This is a genomic window from Amycolatopsis sp. NPDC003731 (assembly GCF_053586895.1).
The window spans coordinates 1-16,763 of record NZ_JBSFNC010000122.1 but is presented as its reverse complement, the minus strand read 5'-3'; the positions used below and the strand labels follow the sequence as shown (position 1 = coordinate 16,763).

Annotated in this window: 13 protein-coding genes and 1 pseudogene; 11 read left to right on the top strand and 3 right to left on the bottom strand. The window is 65.5% G+C overall.

Features of this window, described 5'->3' with window-relative positions:
• Positions 1 to 315: 315 nt before the first annotated feature.
• From ACWDN5_RS35410 to ACWDN5_RS35400, 3 genes are all read left to right on the top strand, one after another.
• Positions 316 to 2,688 (top strand): McrB family protein, encoded by a 2,373-nt coding sequence (locus ACWDN5_RS35410; protein ID WP_449679341.1) that lies wholly within the window; start codon positions 316 to 318, stop codon positions 2,686 to 2,688.
• A complete protein-coding gene (locus ACWDN5_RS35405) occupies positions 2,666 to 3,916 on the top strand; it encodes an McrC family protein (protein ID WP_449679340.1) in 1,251 nt (416 codons plus the stop codon). The genes ACWDN5_RS35410 and ACWDN5_RS35405 overlap by 23 nt, the downstream gene beginning before the upstream one ends.
• 147 nt (positions 3,917 to 4,063) lie before the next feature.
• On the top strand, positions 4,064 to 5,566 hold the full coding sequence (locus ACWDN5_RS35400) for a recombinase family protein (RefSeq protein WP_449679339.1): 1,503 nt from the start codon (positions 4,064 to 4,066) through the stop codon (positions 5,564 to 5,566).
• A gap of 279 nt (positions 5,567 to 5,845) precedes the next feature.
• Here ACWDN5_RS35400 and ACWDN5_RS35395 read toward each other — a convergent pair whose 3' ends face one another.
• A complete protein-coding gene (locus ACWDN5_RS35395; RefSeq protein ID WP_449679338.1) occupies positions 5,846 to 6,052 on the bottom strand; it encodes a hypothetical protein in 207 nt (68 codons plus the stop codon).
• A gap of 621 nt (positions 6,053 to 6,673) precedes the next feature.
• Between ACWDN5_RS35395 and ACWDN5_RS35390 the strand changes: the two genes are divergently transcribed.
• A complete protein-coding gene (locus ACWDN5_RS35390) occupies positions 6,674 to 6,868 on the top strand; it encodes a hypothetical protein (RefSeq protein WP_449679337.1) in 195 nt (64 codons plus the stop codon).
• 585 nt (positions 6,869 to 7,453) lie between these two features.
• Here the strand turns inward: ACWDN5_RS35390 and ACWDN5_RS35385 are convergent.
• The gene (locus ACWDN5_RS35385; RefSeq protein WP_449679336.1) at positions 7,454 to 7,828 is read right to left on the bottom strand and encodes a tetratricopeptide repeat protein; all 375 of its coding nucleotides are present in this window, start codon (positions 7,826 to 7,828) and stop codon (positions 7,454 to 7,456) included.
• 136 nt (positions 7,829 to 7,964) lie between these two features.
• On the opposite strand from ACWDN5_RS35385, the gene ACWDN5_RS35380 reads away from it, so the two are divergent.
• The 4 genes from ACWDN5_RS35380 (at position 7,965) to ACWDN5_RS35365 (ending at position 10,826) form a co-directional block, all read left to right on the top strand.
• Positions 7,965 to 8,246, top strand: a complete 282-nt coding sequence (locus ACWDN5_RS35380; protein WP_449679335.1) for a hypothetical protein — start codon at positions 7,965 to 7,967, stop codon at positions 8,244 to 8,246.
• 561 nt (positions 8,247 to 8,807) lie between these two features.
• Positions 8,808 to 9,206 (top strand): histone-like nucleoid-structuring protein Lsr2, encoded by a 399-nt coding sequence (locus tag ACWDN5_RS35375; RefSeq protein WP_449679334.1) that lies wholly within the window; start codon positions 8,808 to 8,810, stop codon positions 9,204 to 9,206.
• A gap of 543 nt (positions 9,207 to 9,749) precedes the next feature.
• A complete protein-coding gene (locus tag ACWDN5_RS35370; protein ID WP_449679333.1) occupies positions 9,750 to 9,974 on the top strand; it encodes a hypothetical protein in 225 nt (74 codons plus the stop codon).
• A 123-nt stretch (positions 9,975 to 10,097) separates the two neighbouring features.
• Complete coding sequence (locus tag ACWDN5_RS35365; RefSeq protein WP_449679332.1) at positions 10,098 to 10,826, top strand: hypothetical protein; 729 nt, start codon at positions 10,098 to 10,100, stop codon at positions 10,824 to 10,826.
• On the opposite strand, the pseudogene ACWDN5_RS35360 reads toward ACWDN5_RS35365, so the two are convergent.
• Positions 10,817 to 11,620: pseudogene (locus ACWDN5_RS35360) on the bottom strand (DDE-type integrase/transposase/recombinase); the annotation flags it as partial. The gene ACWDN5_RS35365 and the pseudogene ACWDN5_RS35360 overlap by 10 nt on opposite strands.
• Before the next feature lie 122 nt (positions 11,621 to 11,742).
• Here ACWDN5_RS35360 and ACWDN5_RS35355 point away from each other — a divergent pair.
• The 3 genes from ACWDN5_RS35355 to ACWDN5_RS35345 all read left to right on the top strand — a co-directional run.
• Entirely contained in the window at positions 11,743 to 15,000 is a 3,258-nt protein-coding gene (locus ACWDN5_RS35355; protein ID WP_449679331.1) for an NACHT domain-containing protein, read from the top strand.
• 280 nt (positions 15,001 to 15,280) lie between these two features.
• Positions 15,281 to 16,228, top strand: a complete 948-nt coding sequence (locus tag ACWDN5_RS35350) for an endonuclease/exonuclease/phosphatase family protein (protein WP_449679330.1) — start codon at positions 15,281 to 15,283, stop codon at positions 16,226 to 16,228.
• A 324-nt stretch (positions 16,229 to 16,552) separates the two neighbouring features.
• Positions 16,553 to 16,763 (top strand): hypothetical protein (locus tag ACWDN5_RS35345; protein ID WP_449679329.1); only part of this gene is annotated, 211 nt, incomplete at its 3' end.

The following is a 16,763-nucleotide window of genomic DNA, read 5'->3' as shown; positions in this document are numbered from 1 at the left end:
GGTCATGTTCCGGCTACCGCCCTTGGTGGCGAGGATCCGCCCGGATTTGCGCGTCGCGGAATCGGGCAGCACGACGAGATCGCCAACCGGAACCTGTTCATGTCCCAAGGCTTGTGTAACCACCCGAGCTTCTGGACGACAATGAAGGTATCTCCGTAGAGCATGTGAACCGCTACACCGGCGCAAAAGACCTTCAGGTTGGCGAACTGCTTTGATCCCGCTCGTCGCACCCACACCGTGTATGTCGTTATACGAAACAGGGGGGGTGACGCCACCAGTGTGTCGCAGCCGAGCGTGATCTGATGTCATGCACCCATGACCTGCACACGGATCCCGTACCCCTCGACCAAACCGGTCTACGCGGCGGCCGCGCTGTGGCGAAACCGCTGTCTCCTCGACGATCTGGGACTGTTTGACGACAGCCGGGTCTCCACGCTGGAGAACGTCGAAGTCCTGGTCAGGGACTTCGTGCAGCAGCCGGACCTCGGGGAAGGGACCTTTCTCGGCAAGCTGCGCGCTCAGCTGGCGGCCGCGCCCCCAGGCGCAGTGCAACTGGCAGCTGAGCTGCTGTACGTGCACCTGTTGATCGCCCGCAGCAGCACGATCGGCGGAGCGAAGAAGCTGCAACAGGTACGGGCCGTGCTCGGGTTCGCCGACGGCCATCATGAAGTTCCTGGCCAGCTGGCCCAGGCTCTGGATTCCGGGCTGATCAACCCAGGTCAGGGCTACAACAACTACCGATGGCGGCAGTATGCGTACCTGATCCAGACGGTTGCGGCGCTCAAGCGGCTCCCCGATACCGACCGGCGTCACACGTTGACCGAGCCACATGCCTTCGTCGAGCTGCTGGACGGGCTGCAGGACAACGGAGCAGCGATCCAGCGGTTTTCACTCGAGCACCTGCTGTTCCCTGACGTGTTCGCTCCGGTCGTCAGCCGTGACCACCGTCAGCAGATCCTCAAGACCTGGCCCGAACTCGCCGCCAAAGGCGATGAGCACCCGTCGTTCCAGATCGCGTCCGTGGCGAACAATCTGACGCCGAACGGTCGCTGGGAATCGGACGAGTTCGTCAACTTCTACCGGGCGCCGTACGTGTGGGACTGGAGCAAACAGAACAGCCGCTGGGACGCGCTGGTCCAATGGGGTGAACGAATCCGGGAGTCCGCCGATCTCGCGGCAGACGAGCGGCAGTACAAGCTCGACGGCGCGGCCGCGCTCAGCGCCGCCCGGAAGTCCGGGCTCGACGCCGACCTGCAGGTCCTGCGCCGGTCGAATCTCGTCGACTGGCGTGTCCTCGACAGCTTCTTCACGTGGCTCGAGGAAGCCGAGGACGCCTGGCAGGCGCTCGGTGAACTCTGGACCGATGCGGGGCCGGCCTCGATCGACCGGTTCCTCGCTCGGCTGCCGACCACAGCCGTGTCCGGCAGCGGAGCTCGGCTCAGTCTCGCCTCCGTGCTGCTCGGCGCCGTCGACGTGGTCGCCCACCCGCCCTGGCGGGCAACCCCCGTCGAACTCGCCTACCGGCTGACCGGCCACACCAAGCCGGAGCCGTCCGCGACCGAGGGCGAACGCTACGAGGTCTTTCTGGTCTTCCTCGACCAGGTCATCGACGCCTTCCGCCGGCACGGCAAGCCTCTGGCCGATCGCCTCGACGCGCAGTCGCTGCTGTGGGCACTCATGACCTACGATCCGCCGGCTGAGTGGACCGAGGCTGAAGCCGACGCCCTCCGCGGGTGGCGCCGCGGCAGCGGAGCACTGCCCGTCCAGCCGGCAACAGAGATTCCCAACGACACGACGGCCAGCCCTGCCACACCCGAGGCCGACGACCGGTCACTCAGCGACCTCGCCGACGAGCTCTATCTGGACGAGCCGTTCCTCGAGCGAGTGATCCAGCTGCTCGACGAGAAGAAGCAGGTGATCTTCCAAGGCTCGCCCGGGACCGGCAAGACCTACATCGCCCGGAAGCTGGCGGAGTGGATCGCGAAGTCCGCTGACCGGGTGCGACTGGTGCAGTTCCACCCGACCTACTCCTACGAAGACTTCGTCGACGGCTACCGGCCGCGGCAGGACGGCAGCGGGTTCGACCTCGCCAAAGGACCGATGCTGCGCATCGCGGAAGAGGCCGCCGCGCACCCGGACAACCAGTACGTGCTCGTCATCGATGAGCTGAACCGGGCAAACGTCGCCCAGGTCTTCGGAGAGCTCTACTTCCTCCTCGAATACCGCAACGAGTCGGTTCAACTGCTCTACCGGCACCAGCCGGCGCAACTGCCGCCGAACCTGTCCCTGATCGCGACGATGAACACCGCCGACCGCTCGATCGCCCTGCTCGACAGCGCACTGCGCCGGCGCTTCTACTTCGTCGACTTCACCCCGCACACCGACCCGGTCGCCGGCGTGCTCCGCAAATACCTCAACAAGCGACAGCCGGGCTTCGAGTGGCTCGCCGACGCCGTAGCCAAAGCCAACGAGAAGATCAACGACCCGGACGCCGCGATCGGCCCGAGCCACTTCTTCCGCCCCACCGCCATCGACGACAACTGGCTCGACCTGGTCTGGGACCATGCGGTGCTGCCCACCCTGCGCGACCACTTCCACGGACGCGAAGGCGAACTCGCCGAACTGTCCTTAGCCCAGTTGCGGGCGGAGGTGACCGGCAGCCCCGATGAAGACACTCAGCTTCCGTGAATACAAGCAGGTCAAGAACCATCCCCTCACCCAGACCGAAGTCAACGCCCTCAGGGAGAGGTTCCACTGCGCCGTCACCCGCTCGAACACCGGCGACGGCCTCTATGACGTGCGTGCCGCCGACCGGGTCGGCACCGTCCTGGTCGACGGCACCTCGATCGTCGTGGCACCGAAGCTGCCGGTCTCCCGGGTCTTATTCCTCATCGCCCACGCCGTCGACCCCGCATGGACCGACGACGCCGTCCTCGACGAGAAGGACACCCTGACCGAAGCCGTCGCCGCCCTCTTCACCCACCTGTGTGACCGCGCCACCCGAACCGGTGTCCTGCGCGGCTACCGCGATCGCCACGACCGGCTCCACACCGTCCGCGGCCGCATCGACTTCACACAGCAACTACGCCGCTCCCCCGGCCGAGACCTGCCGCTCGCGGTGTCCTACCAGTCCCATGACGAAGACATCCTCGAAAACCAGCTCCTGGCCGCAGCCATCGAGAAGCTGACCGAGGTCCAGACGCACAGCACCAGGACTCAGCGTTCCCTGGCGCGCTTGCGACGCCTCTTCGAAGGCATCACCGCTCCCCCACTGCGTCACAACCACCTACCTGAAGTGCGCTGGACCCGGCTCAACGAGCACTACCGGCCAGCCGTCGAACTCGCCCAGCTCATCCTCACCGAAACAGAGGCCGACCTCGGCACCGGCCCAGTAGCGGCTCCCGGTCTCGTGGTCACGATGCACGACGTCTTCGAGAAGTTCGTCCGCACCGCCACCCGACGCGCCCTCGGCCTCACCGAACACGACTTCCCCGCCGGCAAGCACGCCCCAGCGCTGCACCTGGACGACCAGCGGAAACTGAACGTACAGCCCGACCTAAGCCTGTGGGTCAACGGCCGGTGCCGGTTCGTCGGCGAACTCAAATACCGCATGGACACCGGCACCGGAGACGCCCAGCACCTCTACCAAACCCTCGCCTACGCCACCGCCACCGGACTACCCGACGCAACCCTCATCTACGCCGACGGCCCACCGACCGGGAGCATCCACAACCTGCCCCGCGCCGCCACCAGAATCCACGTACGACACCTCGACCTCACCGTGAGTACCAACGAGATCCTCGGACAGATCAAACGGCTTGCCCAGCACATCAACCACGACGTCACGCATCCCGCGTCGCTCCGGCCTCTGATCCAGCGCTTCCACGTGCCGGCGGCTATCGGCAAACAGAGTTGAACTCAGCGCTGACATTGACAGAAAACGTGGCCGCTCGACCGCTTACCGCCTCGAACGAGGTACCTCCCTGGCCAGCAGATCTCGCATCACCGACCCTGATGACTATGGCTGGCAAAGTCATAGCTGCTCAAGTCCGAAGGCGACGTCGTGGACGCCCCGGCTGATCCCTGGGCTGAGCTCGACGCCCTATGGGGAAGCGCGCCAGCCTCAACTACCGAGACGAACGCGCAATCGTTCGCCTTCTACGGCAGGTGCTCGACCGAGGACCAACAAGACCCAGCCACATCTCGTAGCTGGCAGTTGCGCAACGCGTGCCGGTTTGTGGAGCCGCTCGGCGGCCAGGTCGTCGAGGAGTACTTCGACATCGACCAGTCCCGCTCGGTCCCCTGGCACCGCCGTCCGGAGGCCGGTCGCCTCCTGGACGAGCTCAGGGCCACGACGCGCCGGTGGACGGCGGTCGTCGTCGGCGAAGGCACCCGGTGCTGGTTCGGCAACCAATTCTCCCTCACTGCACCTCGCTTGGCCGCCTACAACGTCCAGTTGTGGGTTCCTGAACTCGGCGGCTGCTACCAGCCCCGCAACCCCTCCCACACCATGCTGATGAGCCTCCTCGGCGGAATCAGCGAATCCGAACGCCAACACGTCCAAGCCCGCGTCCGCGCCTCCATGGACGCCCAAGTCATCAGCGAAGGCCGCCACGAAGGAGGACGCGCACCTTACGGCTACGTCGTCGTCGACGGCGGACCACACCCCCACCCTCGCAAAGCAGCCGACGGCCTCCAACTCCGCATTCTCCACATCGACGACGAAGCAGCCGACGTCGTGCGCCGCATCTTCGCCGAGTACCTACGCGGCCTCGGCGACCACGCCATCGCCATCGGACTCAACCACGACCACATCCCCTGCCCCTCCGCACGCCACCCCGAACAAAACCCGCACCGCCGCGGCGACGGCTGGCTCGGCAGCACCATCCGCTCGATCCTCGAAAACCCCCGATACACCGGCTATGCCGTCTTCGGTCGTTGGACCAAAACAGAAGTCCTCCTCGACCCCGATGACGTATCAGCCGGCCACATCGTCCGCTTCCGGCGAGCACCACCCGACCGAGTGGTCCGCTCCCGCATGCCAGCACACGCACCGATCATCACAGTCCAGCAGTTCACCCAGGTCCAGCTCCTCCGGCGGGCAAAGGCCCTCACCGGACGAAGCAAGGTTGACCGCCACGGGCGCCGCACACGCCACGAGTACCTCTTCCAAGGACTCATCCGATGCGCCGCCTGCGATCGAAAGATGGTCAGCTCAACAACAGGCCCGCACCACTACTACCGCTGCATACAGCGAGGGTCCACCAATCTACCGACGCATCCCTACTCGATCTCGGTTAGGGAAGATCAGGTGTACCGAGCAGTCAAAACATGGCTCGACGACCTCGACGCCGCCGCAGCGCCCAGTAAATCGCCCTTTGGCCGTCTCGTTGAGTCGCTCTCACTCAGCGGCGAGCCAGCAAAAACCCTTCGCGTCTTGCAGCTTCGAGTTGTTTACGATCATCGCACCGCGACGTTGGCGATGTCCTTGCAACCGCCTGATGCTGGCCCTCGGCTCACAATCGCATGCGATTGCGATCTCAGCTCTCGCGCTGATAGCAGCTAGTGAAGCGCGGTCAGCCGCGGGTAGCCCGCGGCGCAGGCTCGACCGCAAACCTCGACGACGTTCACCCCAGCGCGATGGAACGCCGTCTCCTGATGCTCCGGCGCAATCGCTGGGCCCCGCTCTCCGACGGAGATCCGGCCGGAGCGGGGCGAACCGCGCACATTGACACCTAGGGTGCGGCCTTGATCGCGTTGTCGCGCAGGTTGAGCATCATCCGCTCCAGCGCGAACGCGTCGCCCGACACCGGCCTGTCGGCGCTGTCGACGTAGAACTCGTGCTTTAGTGCGGCTCGCGGCGAGCCTGCCGGATCACCGCGGACGTCGCGACGTCGGCACGCTGCAGCTCGCGCTTGCTGCGAGCGGGCACCATCAGCTCGATGACGAGGTCGATGAGCTCCTGCACCTGCACCTTCAGCCGGTCCAGGGTCCGGGCGCGCGGCTTGCCGGCCAGCGGGCGGCGGTGCGGTCGTTGCGGGCGAGGAGGCACCCGACTTCGATCTTGAAGGTGTCGTGGTCCTTGCGCCAGCGGCATTCATCTCCGGCTGCGCCGTGGCTCTCGGCTGCACGGGCAGCCACCGACCAGATCACCCTCGGTGATCAGCGGAGCGGACAGACTTGCGGGTCGGTTGCGACGGCAGCATTGACGTCCGGTCGACGACGTCGACGACCAGCGACGGAGGTGGCGCTTGGCCCGGATGATTACCTTGAACGAGCAAAAATCCAGGTAGATGCGGCAGTCCAGCCAACGCAGTACCTTCATGTATGAAGAATTCTTCGAAGCGGAACAAGAATGGTCGCGGGAACATCACGGTCACTGCTGCTAACGGGTGATTGGTGGTTGAAATCTGGACTGATCCCCAGCGTGGTGCTTACGATGACGCAGCGTCGCACGACAGCGATGCAGTGGTCAGACTCGGGAAGTCTGCCCTTTTTCGCTCCGTCCGCTTGATGATAGTCAGCGGACGTTGAGTCCTGTATTCTTCGTTCAGCGTTCGAGTCTTAGTGATCGTTTCACGCGGCTCGGAGTCGCCCCTGCGCATGATCGGATCCGGCGCGGGGTCGACGGCCTCGCGCCGCGAGGCCACCGTCGCCGGGTGAGGAGACGGTCATGACCGGCTCGAACGCTAACGAGGACCACTGGCATATCTGGACGCGACTTGCGGGGCTGCTCGATGGTCTCGCACTGTTCTTGGAGGTAGCGGCTTCGATGAGTTACCTCGAGGACAGCAACGGCCTGGCAGCCAAGGCTGCCAGGCTCGTCGCGATCGGGCTCCGGATGGTTGAGAAGCTGGTTCGCCGGTAGCCCTCGTTGAACAGCCGTGCGCGGCGGCCTGTGTCGACACCACCGGCCGCCGCCTCGGTCTATCCGCTCGATCATACCGAACTTAGAGTCCCCCGGAAAGCTTTACGTGAAACTTCAACCATACGGCAGTAGATTTTCAAGAAGATGAAATCATTCGTCACCCCCCAAGCGGGTTGCCCACATCCCACTTCCGCAGTTCAAGAACCTGATCCTGACCAGTTAGATTGACTTTAGCCGTTCGACCCATGAGTGGCAAAAATAATTCACGAACCACCAGTAGAGCTTTACCCGTACGCTTCCACACTGAATCGAAGTAATGACATGCACGGGGTACGTCAGCGTTCATCGAGGCGTCTACAGTTACGAGAAGCGACGAGATACCAATCACAGCGACTCATGACGAAGCGGGGCTCCGGTTCAAAATCGAGGCGAACAGGGCTGCCGAACTGGATCGTCGGGTTCTCTGGATAGCGACAGGCACTAGCGACAACTGCCCCGCTGGCAAACGGGGCAATCTCGCCCTCGGCGCCGAAGGCTGGGCGCCAAGTGGCGCCCCTCGCGTGGCCGACTGGAGACATCACGCCGTCAGCGATCGGCATTGGCTCGAGGCGGCTCTTGCGCTAATCGGGTATCCACCTGGGCACTTTCGGCCGTGCGAGCTTGGGAACGCAGCAAGTCGACTGCCGCCTGCCAGATCTTGCGCGCCTCGTCGGGCTGCCCAAGTGCAGCGTAGGCGTCACCCAGGTAGATGAGGTTCGTCGCCTCGGCGTAGCTGTGGTCCGCTTTCCGGCACAAGTTGATGGCCTGCAGGAAGTGCTCACGCGCCTCAGCGTGCTGCCCCAAGGACTGTGAGACGTACCCGAGGGTGTTCAGGGCATCTATCTGTCCGAGTCGACGCGAGGCCATTGCTGCTAAACGTAAAGTACGTACGGGCCTGTCAGGCTGCAGGCGCAACCCCACGCACTGTCCTTTCGTCAGGTCATCCGCTACCGCCTGAGCGTTCCGCTGCCAACCAGTAGCAGGCCGACACCGGTCTCCGATCAACTACTACTTCAGCATCGCTGATGTCTTGCTGCCGCACCTGGCAGGGCGGCCGGTGACGTTCATCCGGTTCCTCGACGGTGCCGGCGGGCAACAGTTCTTCGAGAAGAACGTCCCCAACAGCGCCCCGACTGGCTGCCCACGGTGCGAATGTGCAGCACCGGAAGTCGCTCCGGCCGCGGCGACGGCGAGATCGAGTATGCCCTGCCCGACGAACTCGCCGCGCTGGTGTGGGCGGCCAACATGGCCGCCTCGAACTTCACGTCCCCCAGTGGCAGGTCGACGCCGACGGCCACCGGCTGTCGCCGGATCTGCTCAGGTAGAACTGACGCACTGACCCGCACTTTCGACACTCAGCGTCCAGGATTGCGGCAACATTCACCGACCTGCAAACGAGCGCCGGGCAAGAACCCATCCAGAGTTCCGTGGTGACGTCGATGGCTACGCCGAACGGCCTCATATCGCTTCCACCGGTATGCAGTACGGCTCACCGAGCAAGGTGCGGGGTACACACCACGTCAACGCGACGAGATCACGGCCGACCGCGCCGTGCACCAGGGTCAACGCTACTGCCACGCAAGGTACCCGAAAGCACCTGAAGTGGATCGTCCTACCGAATCGGCAGAGCAAGCAGCCGAAGGCGCGCCGATCGCAGCCGTACGAGGCTCGACTCATGCCGTTGGTCCGGCGAGGACAGCTGACGAGGCCCGACCGTTTTTCGTCACGATCAGTTAGCATCTTCAGTCCGGGGGAGCTCAAAGCCGATTTCTGCAACTAAGCGTGCGGGTGTTTTCTTCTTTCCCGCGGCAGTATGGATAGACTGGTTCACGGAACATCGCACAATGTGCAACTTGCAACCGCAGGTGTTCCTGAACACATCGCCTCCGAAGGAGCATCAATGGCCCAGAAGGTCCTCGTCGAGATCCTCGACGACATCGACGGCAGCGCCGCCGCGCAGACCGTGCAGTTCGGCCTGGACGGCGTGACCTACGAGATCGACCTCTCGAATGAGAACGCCGCCGCGCTGCGCGATGAACTGGCCCGCTACGTCGGCGCCGGTCGCCGCATCGGCGGCCGCAAGGTCCGCGTCGCCACGGGCCAGTCGACGGCTGCCTCTTCTGACCGCGAGCGTAACCAGCAAATCCGCGCCTGGGCCGGCGCGAACGGATACGAGATCTCCGAACGAGGACGTCTGTCCTCCGAGGTGGTGTCGGCCTACGAGCGGGCCCAGGTTGCCGAACCGGAGGCTCCGGCGCCTCGGAAGCGTTCCTCGCGGAAGAAGACCGCCGCCGCTTGACCAAGATGAGCGGCAGATCACTGGGGAGAGATCACCGCTGTCGTCCCGTCGGCGGCGAGGGAGCCAGCTCCCTCGCCGCCGACAAAGGACATTTTTACTTTTGAACGGCGTCGCCCGCCGCATCTCGAAGTCGGGGTAGCAAGCTTCTGGAGCATGCCACCGGCTCGAGCCCTTCCCCCTCGTCATCGCTGGTTGCAACCTCAGGCTCCACACGCAGCGGGTCCGGAGGCGGCCTCGGCGCCAGCGTAGTACCGGTAGCACCCGCATCCGAGGCGAGCCGGCGGGGCCAAGCTCTGTCTCTCCGCTGAGGCCGGGACGCCCCGGGTCCGGGTCAGCCGATGCCGAGTACGGCCTTCGCCGTGGTCCAATCGTTCAGCATCGCCGCTTGGGCTGCGGCAAGGGTGACCTGTTGGGCGCACACGGCCTTCTTGAGCGCGTTCGACACCGAGTCTTTGCTGTAGGAGTTCTCGTCCCCGGAGTGCGGTCCCAGCCAACCGGCGCACGGTGGCCGTTGGGCGCTGGTCGTCGTCCCGCCGCCCGTCCGTGCCGGAACGGGGACGATCCAGTTGCGGTGGGGGCGCCGCGATCTACGGCCACGTCGACCTGTCGCTGTGCCCGGTCAACCGGCGCGGCATGCTGCTCGGTCTGCGCGTCGAGTCCCGACGCCGCGGCGTCGGTCGCGTGCTCGCGCGCGCCGCAGCCGCCCGCGGCGCCGGAAAAACCTGGAGCGCCAACCCACCCGACGAGTCCGACGCAGCCGCGTATTGAGCCAGGGCGGAACACCGCGCGCCCGCGAACCCCTGCTCGCACCGAAAGCCGCTGGCCTGCACATCGAACCTAGTGGGCCGAAATGGTGATAGCACCCGCCGCTGAAGGCTGATGAGGGCGACGGTGTCGGAGGAGGCGCTGGCGTCGTTCTCCCGGCGGATGCTGGCCGTGCGTACCGCGTTTGACTCGGCGTTCGACACCGTGATCCAGGTGACCAGGTTGTCACTCGCGCAGACCAGGCGCCTGTTGGTGCAGCGTGTGTTGCCCCTGCCCGAACCGTACGTGTGGCTGTGCCACGCGCTGTCCGGCGGGCTGCCCCGCGATCTGAACCGGACCGTGTGGCAGCTCTATGACATCCGGGAGGATAAAGGTATAGACGACTTGAGCGCGCTGGCGGCCGAACTTGTACGACAGGACCTCGACGTCGTAGCCTACGGCCAGATCCTTCAGGTCGACAGCGGTGCGGACCCCCTGCTGGGGGCACTTCGGCAGTGGTTCGCGCAGACCGCCGGCGTCCCGCTCAATCACAATTCCCTGATCAGGCACCGCGACAACGCACCCAAACACGACATCACACCTGCCGGCTGGCCGCCGGAACTGTGGGCAGTGCGCGAGCGATTTCAGGCGTACCTCTACTACGCCGCCGTCGTGCTGAAATCGTTCCGTGAAGAAGGCGCGAAGGTCGTCAAGCGGCTGTCCACCACGGCCAGCGACGCACAGAACCCCATCCGTCACCTCGCCGAGGCCCGTGTTCAGCTCTCCGTCGACGCCGCCTTGGCAACGGCGGCAGTCGACGCCTATCGGTCGGCGCTCGCCGACCTTCCAGACCTGAGCGGCGCAGACCCGCTCTGACCTTGCGCGCTCAACCTGTCCATTCGAGTAAGGCGTCTTACGGCAGCACGATCGCGACGGTTGGTTGGGGCGATGCCGAGTTCGGTGCAGGTGTCACGCCAGGCGTGGGAGCGGTAGGCCGAGCGGTTGTCGGACAACACGCGTTCGCCGGTGACGCCGAGGTCGGCGAACCAGGCCACGGACCGGCGCAGGACGGCGGTGCCGGTGGCGGCGGTTTCGTCGGGGTGGATTTCGGCGTAGGCGACGCGGGAGTGATCATCGATGACGGCGTGCACGAACGCGGTGCCGGTGCGGGGCTTGTAATCCGCGCCGTGAGGCAGGCCCGGGGTGGCGCGTTTGTTGATCTCGCCTTACTGTTTGCCAACATAGCGACAGCCGCCGCCGTCGGGGATGTTGCCGAACTTGGTGACATCGACATGGATCAGCGAGCCGGGGCGGTCGTGTTCTTAGCGGCGCAAGGGTTCGCCGGTGACCCGGTCGAGCCGGGACAAGCGGTTGATCCGGCAACGCACCAGCACCGCGTGCACCGTGGACGCGGGCCGGCCGAGCCGGCCGCCGATCTGGACCGAGCCCAGCCGATGACGCCACCGCAGCCGCACGATCGCCCGCACCAGCGCGGGCGCGGTCTTGGCCGGGCTGCGGTGCGGGCGGCTGCTGCGATCGGCCGTCCCAGCCACGCCTTCAGCGCGGTAGCGCTGGGCCCATTTCGCGGCGGTCTTGGCGGGGACCATGAACATCTTCGCCGCTGCGGCGCAGGTCCAGCCCTGCTCGACGATCAGGCAGGCCAGTCGCAGCCGCGTTCGTGGGGTGAGGGTGGGACACGAAGGCCCACGTCGGTCCCGTCGCCCGCTCTTTCACGCGTAACGTTCAGTAGTTCTGCGACGACTCAAGCCGCATGGAGCCGGTGGTGCTACGGGTGGGCACGGCAGTGGTGAGTTCCGCGGTCAAGTCGTGGCTGACCCAGCGCAGGGGCGCTCTTGAGCGGGATAGTTCGCTCGCGGAACTGGTGCAGGCTCGCTTGGGTGCCGGCTTTCCACGCAGGCGCTTTGACCGTGAACTCGAGGCTCTGGTTGACGTCGTGTCCGAGCGCATCGAGTACCTGTGCCGCCGGGAGGTCCCGGAACTTAGCGACAACGAACGGATCTCCGCACTGGCGGAAGTCGCGTCCGCTTTCGAACGAGCGAACCTCTCCGACGCCGATCTGTTCGAGGTCGACGTCGACGCTGCCAAACTCGCCCGCCGGCTGCGCGCCGCCCTGCCGGACGCGCCGGAACGAGCTGGACTCAGCGAAGCCGCGATGTGGTTCTATCACCTTGTCCTTGACGAGTCCTGCGACTACTTTGTCCGTCTCGTCGTGCAGCTGACGCCGTTCGCGGCCAGGGCCGGCGCGGAACTGCTCGGTCGAGTCTCCGGCTTGTCCGAACAGCTCGAACGAGTTCTCACCAGGCTGCCGGCGCCGACCCTGATGGCACCTACCGGCACGGCGTCGGACGCAGCATTCCGCTCCCGGTACCTGCGTCAGATCAGCGAGACCCTGGATGACATCGAGCTGTTCGGAGTCGACACCCGCCGATACCGCCCGCGGACCACGCTGAGCGTGGCGTACGTCAGCTTGACGGTCCGAAACCGCAAAACCGGCACCCGGGCGGAGGCTCACGAAATGCTCACGTGGCGGACCGACGCGGCGTGGAGCCAAGACAGCTCCGTCCGCGTGGAACGCGCGTTGGCTGCGTCGAGCCGGATCCTGATCCGCGGCGAGGCCGGCTCGGGCAAATCCACGCTAGTGCGCTGGCTCGCGGTGAACGCCGCCCGAGGAACGTTCCGCGACGAGTTGGCCGGCCTCAACGGCTGCGTTCCCTTTCTGATCAAGCTGCGCAGCTACTCGGGCCGGGACCTTCCCCCTCCGGAAGGTTTCCTCGACGGGACAGCCCAGCCGTTGACCGCCCTGATGCCCTCTGCCTACGTCCACCGCCAGCTCGTCTCCGGCCGCGCGTTGGTTCTCGTTGACGGCGTTGACGAGCTTCCCGTCGAGGAACGTGGCGAGGTCAGAGCCTGGCTCGGCCGGCTACTGTCGGCGTTTCCCGACATCCGGTTGGTCCTCACCTCCCGTCCGGCGGGAGCGACCGAGACGTGGCTGAACGCGGAAGGGTTCCGCTCCGCCTGGATCGAGCACATGAGCCAGGCGGGCGTGCGCGCGCTGATCCGCCACTGGCACAAAGCCGTCCGCGACGCGGGAAGCCTGCCCTGTCCCGAAGAGGACCTGCCGAGGTATGAGGGTGTCCTGCTCGGACGGCTCGACGGCAGTCCTCATCTGAGGACGCTCGCGACGACGCCGCTGCTGTGCGCCATGTTGTGCGCCTTGAACCTCGACCGTGCGTCCTTCCTCCCGCGCAACCGGCTCGAGCTCTACGTCACCGCGCTGTCGATGCTGCTGGAACGGCGTGACGCCGAGCGGCGCGTTCCGCACGCGCTGAAACTCACGAGCCAGGACAGCCGTCAGCTGCTTAGGCACCTCGCGTGGCGGCTGTCGGTGAACGGACGGTCCGAGCTGCGCCGCGAAGAAGCGCTCCGACGCCTAACCGAACGTCTCGCAACCATGCCCCGGGTCGAGCATGACGCCGCGGCGGTGCTCGAACACCTGCTTCAGCGAAGCGGGGTTCTCCGCGAACCGACGGCCGACAGGATCGACTTCGTCCACCGTACGTTCCAGGAGTTCCTGACCGCGGAAGAGGCGACGGACCAGGGGGATGTCGGCCTGCTCGTCCAGAACGCCCACATGGACCAATGGCGGGACATCGTGGTAATGGCGGCCGGGCTCGCCAACGCGCCGCTGCGACACGACCTGTTCGAAGGCCTGCTCGACCGTGCCGAAGCCGAACCCAGGGCCCGCCGGAAGCTCAACCTGCTCGCCGCCTCTGCGACGGAGTCCGCCCCCGCCCTCGCCATGGAACTCGCCGAACGCATGGAACGGTCCCTCGCCGCGTTAATCCCGCCCCGTCAGGTGGCCGAGGCCCGGTCTCTGGCCGCCGGGGGCGAGGTTCTCCTGCCACGCTTGCTTCGCCAGGGAACGAACCTTTCAGAGGCCGCAGCGGCCGCGACCATTCGCACGGCGGCGTTGATCAACGGTCCCGATTCCTGGCCGGTGTTGGAGTCGTTCAGCCGGGACGCGCGACCGGGCGTGCAAAGGGAACTGATCGCTGCGTGGTGTTACTTCGATCCCGACGAGTACGCCGTACGGGTGCTCGCAGAAGCCCCGCTACTCGACGGCCACTTAACCATCGAGGACCAAGCGCTGCTGCCCGCGGTCGCTCACCTCTCTAAGCTGAGCGCGCTGAGACTCGACCTCGAGGACCTCACAGACCTCGATTTCCTGACACAGATACCTTGTCTTCGATACGCTCGACTGGTCGGCGAATACGAGAACCTTGCCTCACTGACCCAATGTCGTGACCTGGAAACGTTAAGACTATTACCCAGAGGCAGAGTCGATTCTAGCGCTCTCGCCGATCTACCGAGTCTGAAACACTTATATTTCTACCCGAACGCCGTCTCGTCGGCAAACATCCAGCTCCTCGGCTCGCTAACAGGTTTGACATCTTTGGGCATTGCAGGTCTTAACGAGATAGACGACCTGTCGCCACTTAACGATTTGCGTGCACTTACCGGATTGACCCTCCTTGACTACCCTAATGACGCCGATTTCGAGTTCATTGGTAGCCTTGGAAACCTCGAACGCCTCGATCTCGGCCACTCTTCCAGGATCGACAGACTCGGCATCAAGGGCGGCCTGCTACGATTGGCGTCGTTTACTCCGAAGGTTGCGGAGCTCGGTTTCGTCAGAGTCCACCCATTCCCGGAACTCGGCGACCTCGCGCACTTCAGCGAAGTGACCAAGCTGGCGTTCCGCGGCTCCGACGTCGTCGATTTCACTCCACTCAGGGACGTGACGAATCTTCGAACGCTCCAGATCAGCGCTTCCGCCTCCGCGGCCAACTTGGCACAGATCGCCCAATTGCCCCAGCTGACGGCATTGGAAATCATGATCTATCCCGAGTACGAATCGAGCCTCAATCTGTCCGCGCTGGGCGATGCCCAGCTGATCGTCCGTACTTATGCAGAGCGGCGGTACCGGATCGTCGGCGCAGGTAAGGGGATCAAGCTGGAGTCGATGTGACCTTCGCCCTCATGCGGCCGGTCTCCTCCGAAGCCGGTTTCCCTAGGCTCGCCCTTCGCGATCGCGGAGGCGCCCCGTGGAGGACGAGGAGCAGCTCCATCGACCCCAGGGGCCGACCACGCACAGTAAGGGCCTCGATCACCGCCAAACGGAGTAGTTGTGGTACTGCGTTCGAGTGAGGACTGTAACTCCGGACACAGCAACGGCGAGTTTGTCAGTGCGGGATTTTGGAGCGAGCCGGATGCCGTGGTCGAACCGCTCGCGGTCGAGGGGAAACACCATGATCAGTATCGGGACCTGGAACCTGGAGAATCTGTTCCGACCTGGCGGTGACGGGCCGAAAACGCCTGCGGACTACGCAGCGAAGATCGAAGCCCTGCGCGCCACCATCGCCGGCATCAACCCCGACGTCCTCGCCGTCCAGGAGGTCGGCGACCCCGAGGCCCTCAACGAACTCGCCGATGCCCTTGGCGAGCCCTGGAAAGCCACGGTCTCCGCGCACTACGACCAACGCGGAATCCGAGTCGGATTCCTCAGCCGACACACCCTGACCCCAGTCGGCGACGACATCACACTGCCCGAAGCCTTGGCCCCCATCCAGGTCGCCGACCCGCCGGCCGACCTCAGCCACGAACTCGGCCGCGGAGCCCTCACCGTCACCGTCGAACCGGCAGCCGGTGTCGCGCTCACCCTGATCACCTGCCACTTCAAATCCAAGCTCCTCACCTTCCCCGGCGGCCAATTCGGCACCCAGGACGAAGGTCAACGCGCCCGCTACGGCGCCTACGCTCTCTACCGCCGAACCGCCGAGGCCGTCGCCGTCCGCGAGCTCGCCACCGCCGCCCTCGCCGCCGGCCACGACCAGCGGGTCATCGTGCTCGGCGACCTCAACGACGAACCCACCGCCGCCACCACCCAGATCCTGCAAGGCCCCACCGGCTCAGAAATCGGCACCGCAGGGTTCAACCACCCCGACAGCGGCGACCCCCAGCGACTCTGGAACCTCGCCCCCTGCATCCCCGCCGACCAACGTTACTCCCGCATCTACCGGGGACGACGCGAACTAATCGATCACATCTTCGTCAGCCACGCCCTCCTCTCACCACTCCCCCAGGTCCGCACCGTCCACAGCGACGATCTGCCCTCCATCACCGATACCCCCACCACGCACCGCCCGACATCCGGCTCAGACCACAGCCCCATCGTCGCCACCTTCGACCTCGGATGAGCCCTTCCCCGCGCATGCGGGACTGGTCCCCCGGAACATCGAACACTCCGGATCCGCAGGAGAGTCGTCCCCGAGCATGCGGGGCTGGTCCGTTGCCCGGCTCGGTGGAGCAGTCGTCATGCGTCGTCGTCTCCGCGCGCGCGGGGCTGGTCCCGTCGAATACTCCACAGGAGAGCGTGACCGGCGTTGTCCCCGCGCACGCGGGGCAACCCGGGCGGAAATCACGATTCCCGCCGATCGGGCCCGGTCATGCGTGGACATCCTGCGCTGGTACCTCGACGAGGCCCGCGCCACCTGCGAGGCCTGGCCGACGGCGTCGAGAAGTTGACGAAGCGCCGGATCGAACTGCTCGATGAGGTGCTGCACACGGTGCCGGAGGCCGACCCCGTGCCGGACGTGCTTCAAGACGCTTCCGGCCTGAGGAAAGCCGCTCGGCCGCGCGACACCCCGGCGGTGACGACCACCGCTGCCCGGCCGGTTCTCGACGAACCGGCGGCGCGGCGGGTCAAGCCGTGTCCGGGACGAACCCCAGCAT

What these genes read in the sequence shown, in the direction of transcription:
- ACWDN5_RS35410 (WP_449679341.1), top strand. Translation starts at nt 316, where the DNA reads ATGACCTGCACACGGATCCCGTACCCCTCGACCAAACCGGTCTACGCG.
- ACWDN5_RS35405 (WP_449679340.1), top strand. Translation starts at nt 2,666, where the DNA reads ATGAAGACACTCAGCTTCCGTGAATACAAGCAGGTCAAGAACCATCCC.
- ACWDN5_RS35390 (WP_449679337.1), top strand. Translation starts at nt 6,674, where the DNA reads ATGACCGGCTCGAACGCTAACGAGGACCACTGGCATATCTGGACGCGA.
- ACWDN5_RS35375 (WP_449679334.1), top strand. Translation starts at nt 8,808, where the DNA reads ATGGCCCAGAAGGTCCTCGTCGAGATCCTCGACGACATCGACGGCAGC.
- ACWDN5_RS35350 (WP_449679330.1), top strand. Translation starts at nt 15,281, where the DNA reads ATGATCAGTATCGGGACCTGGAACCTGGAGAATCTGTTCCGACCTGGC.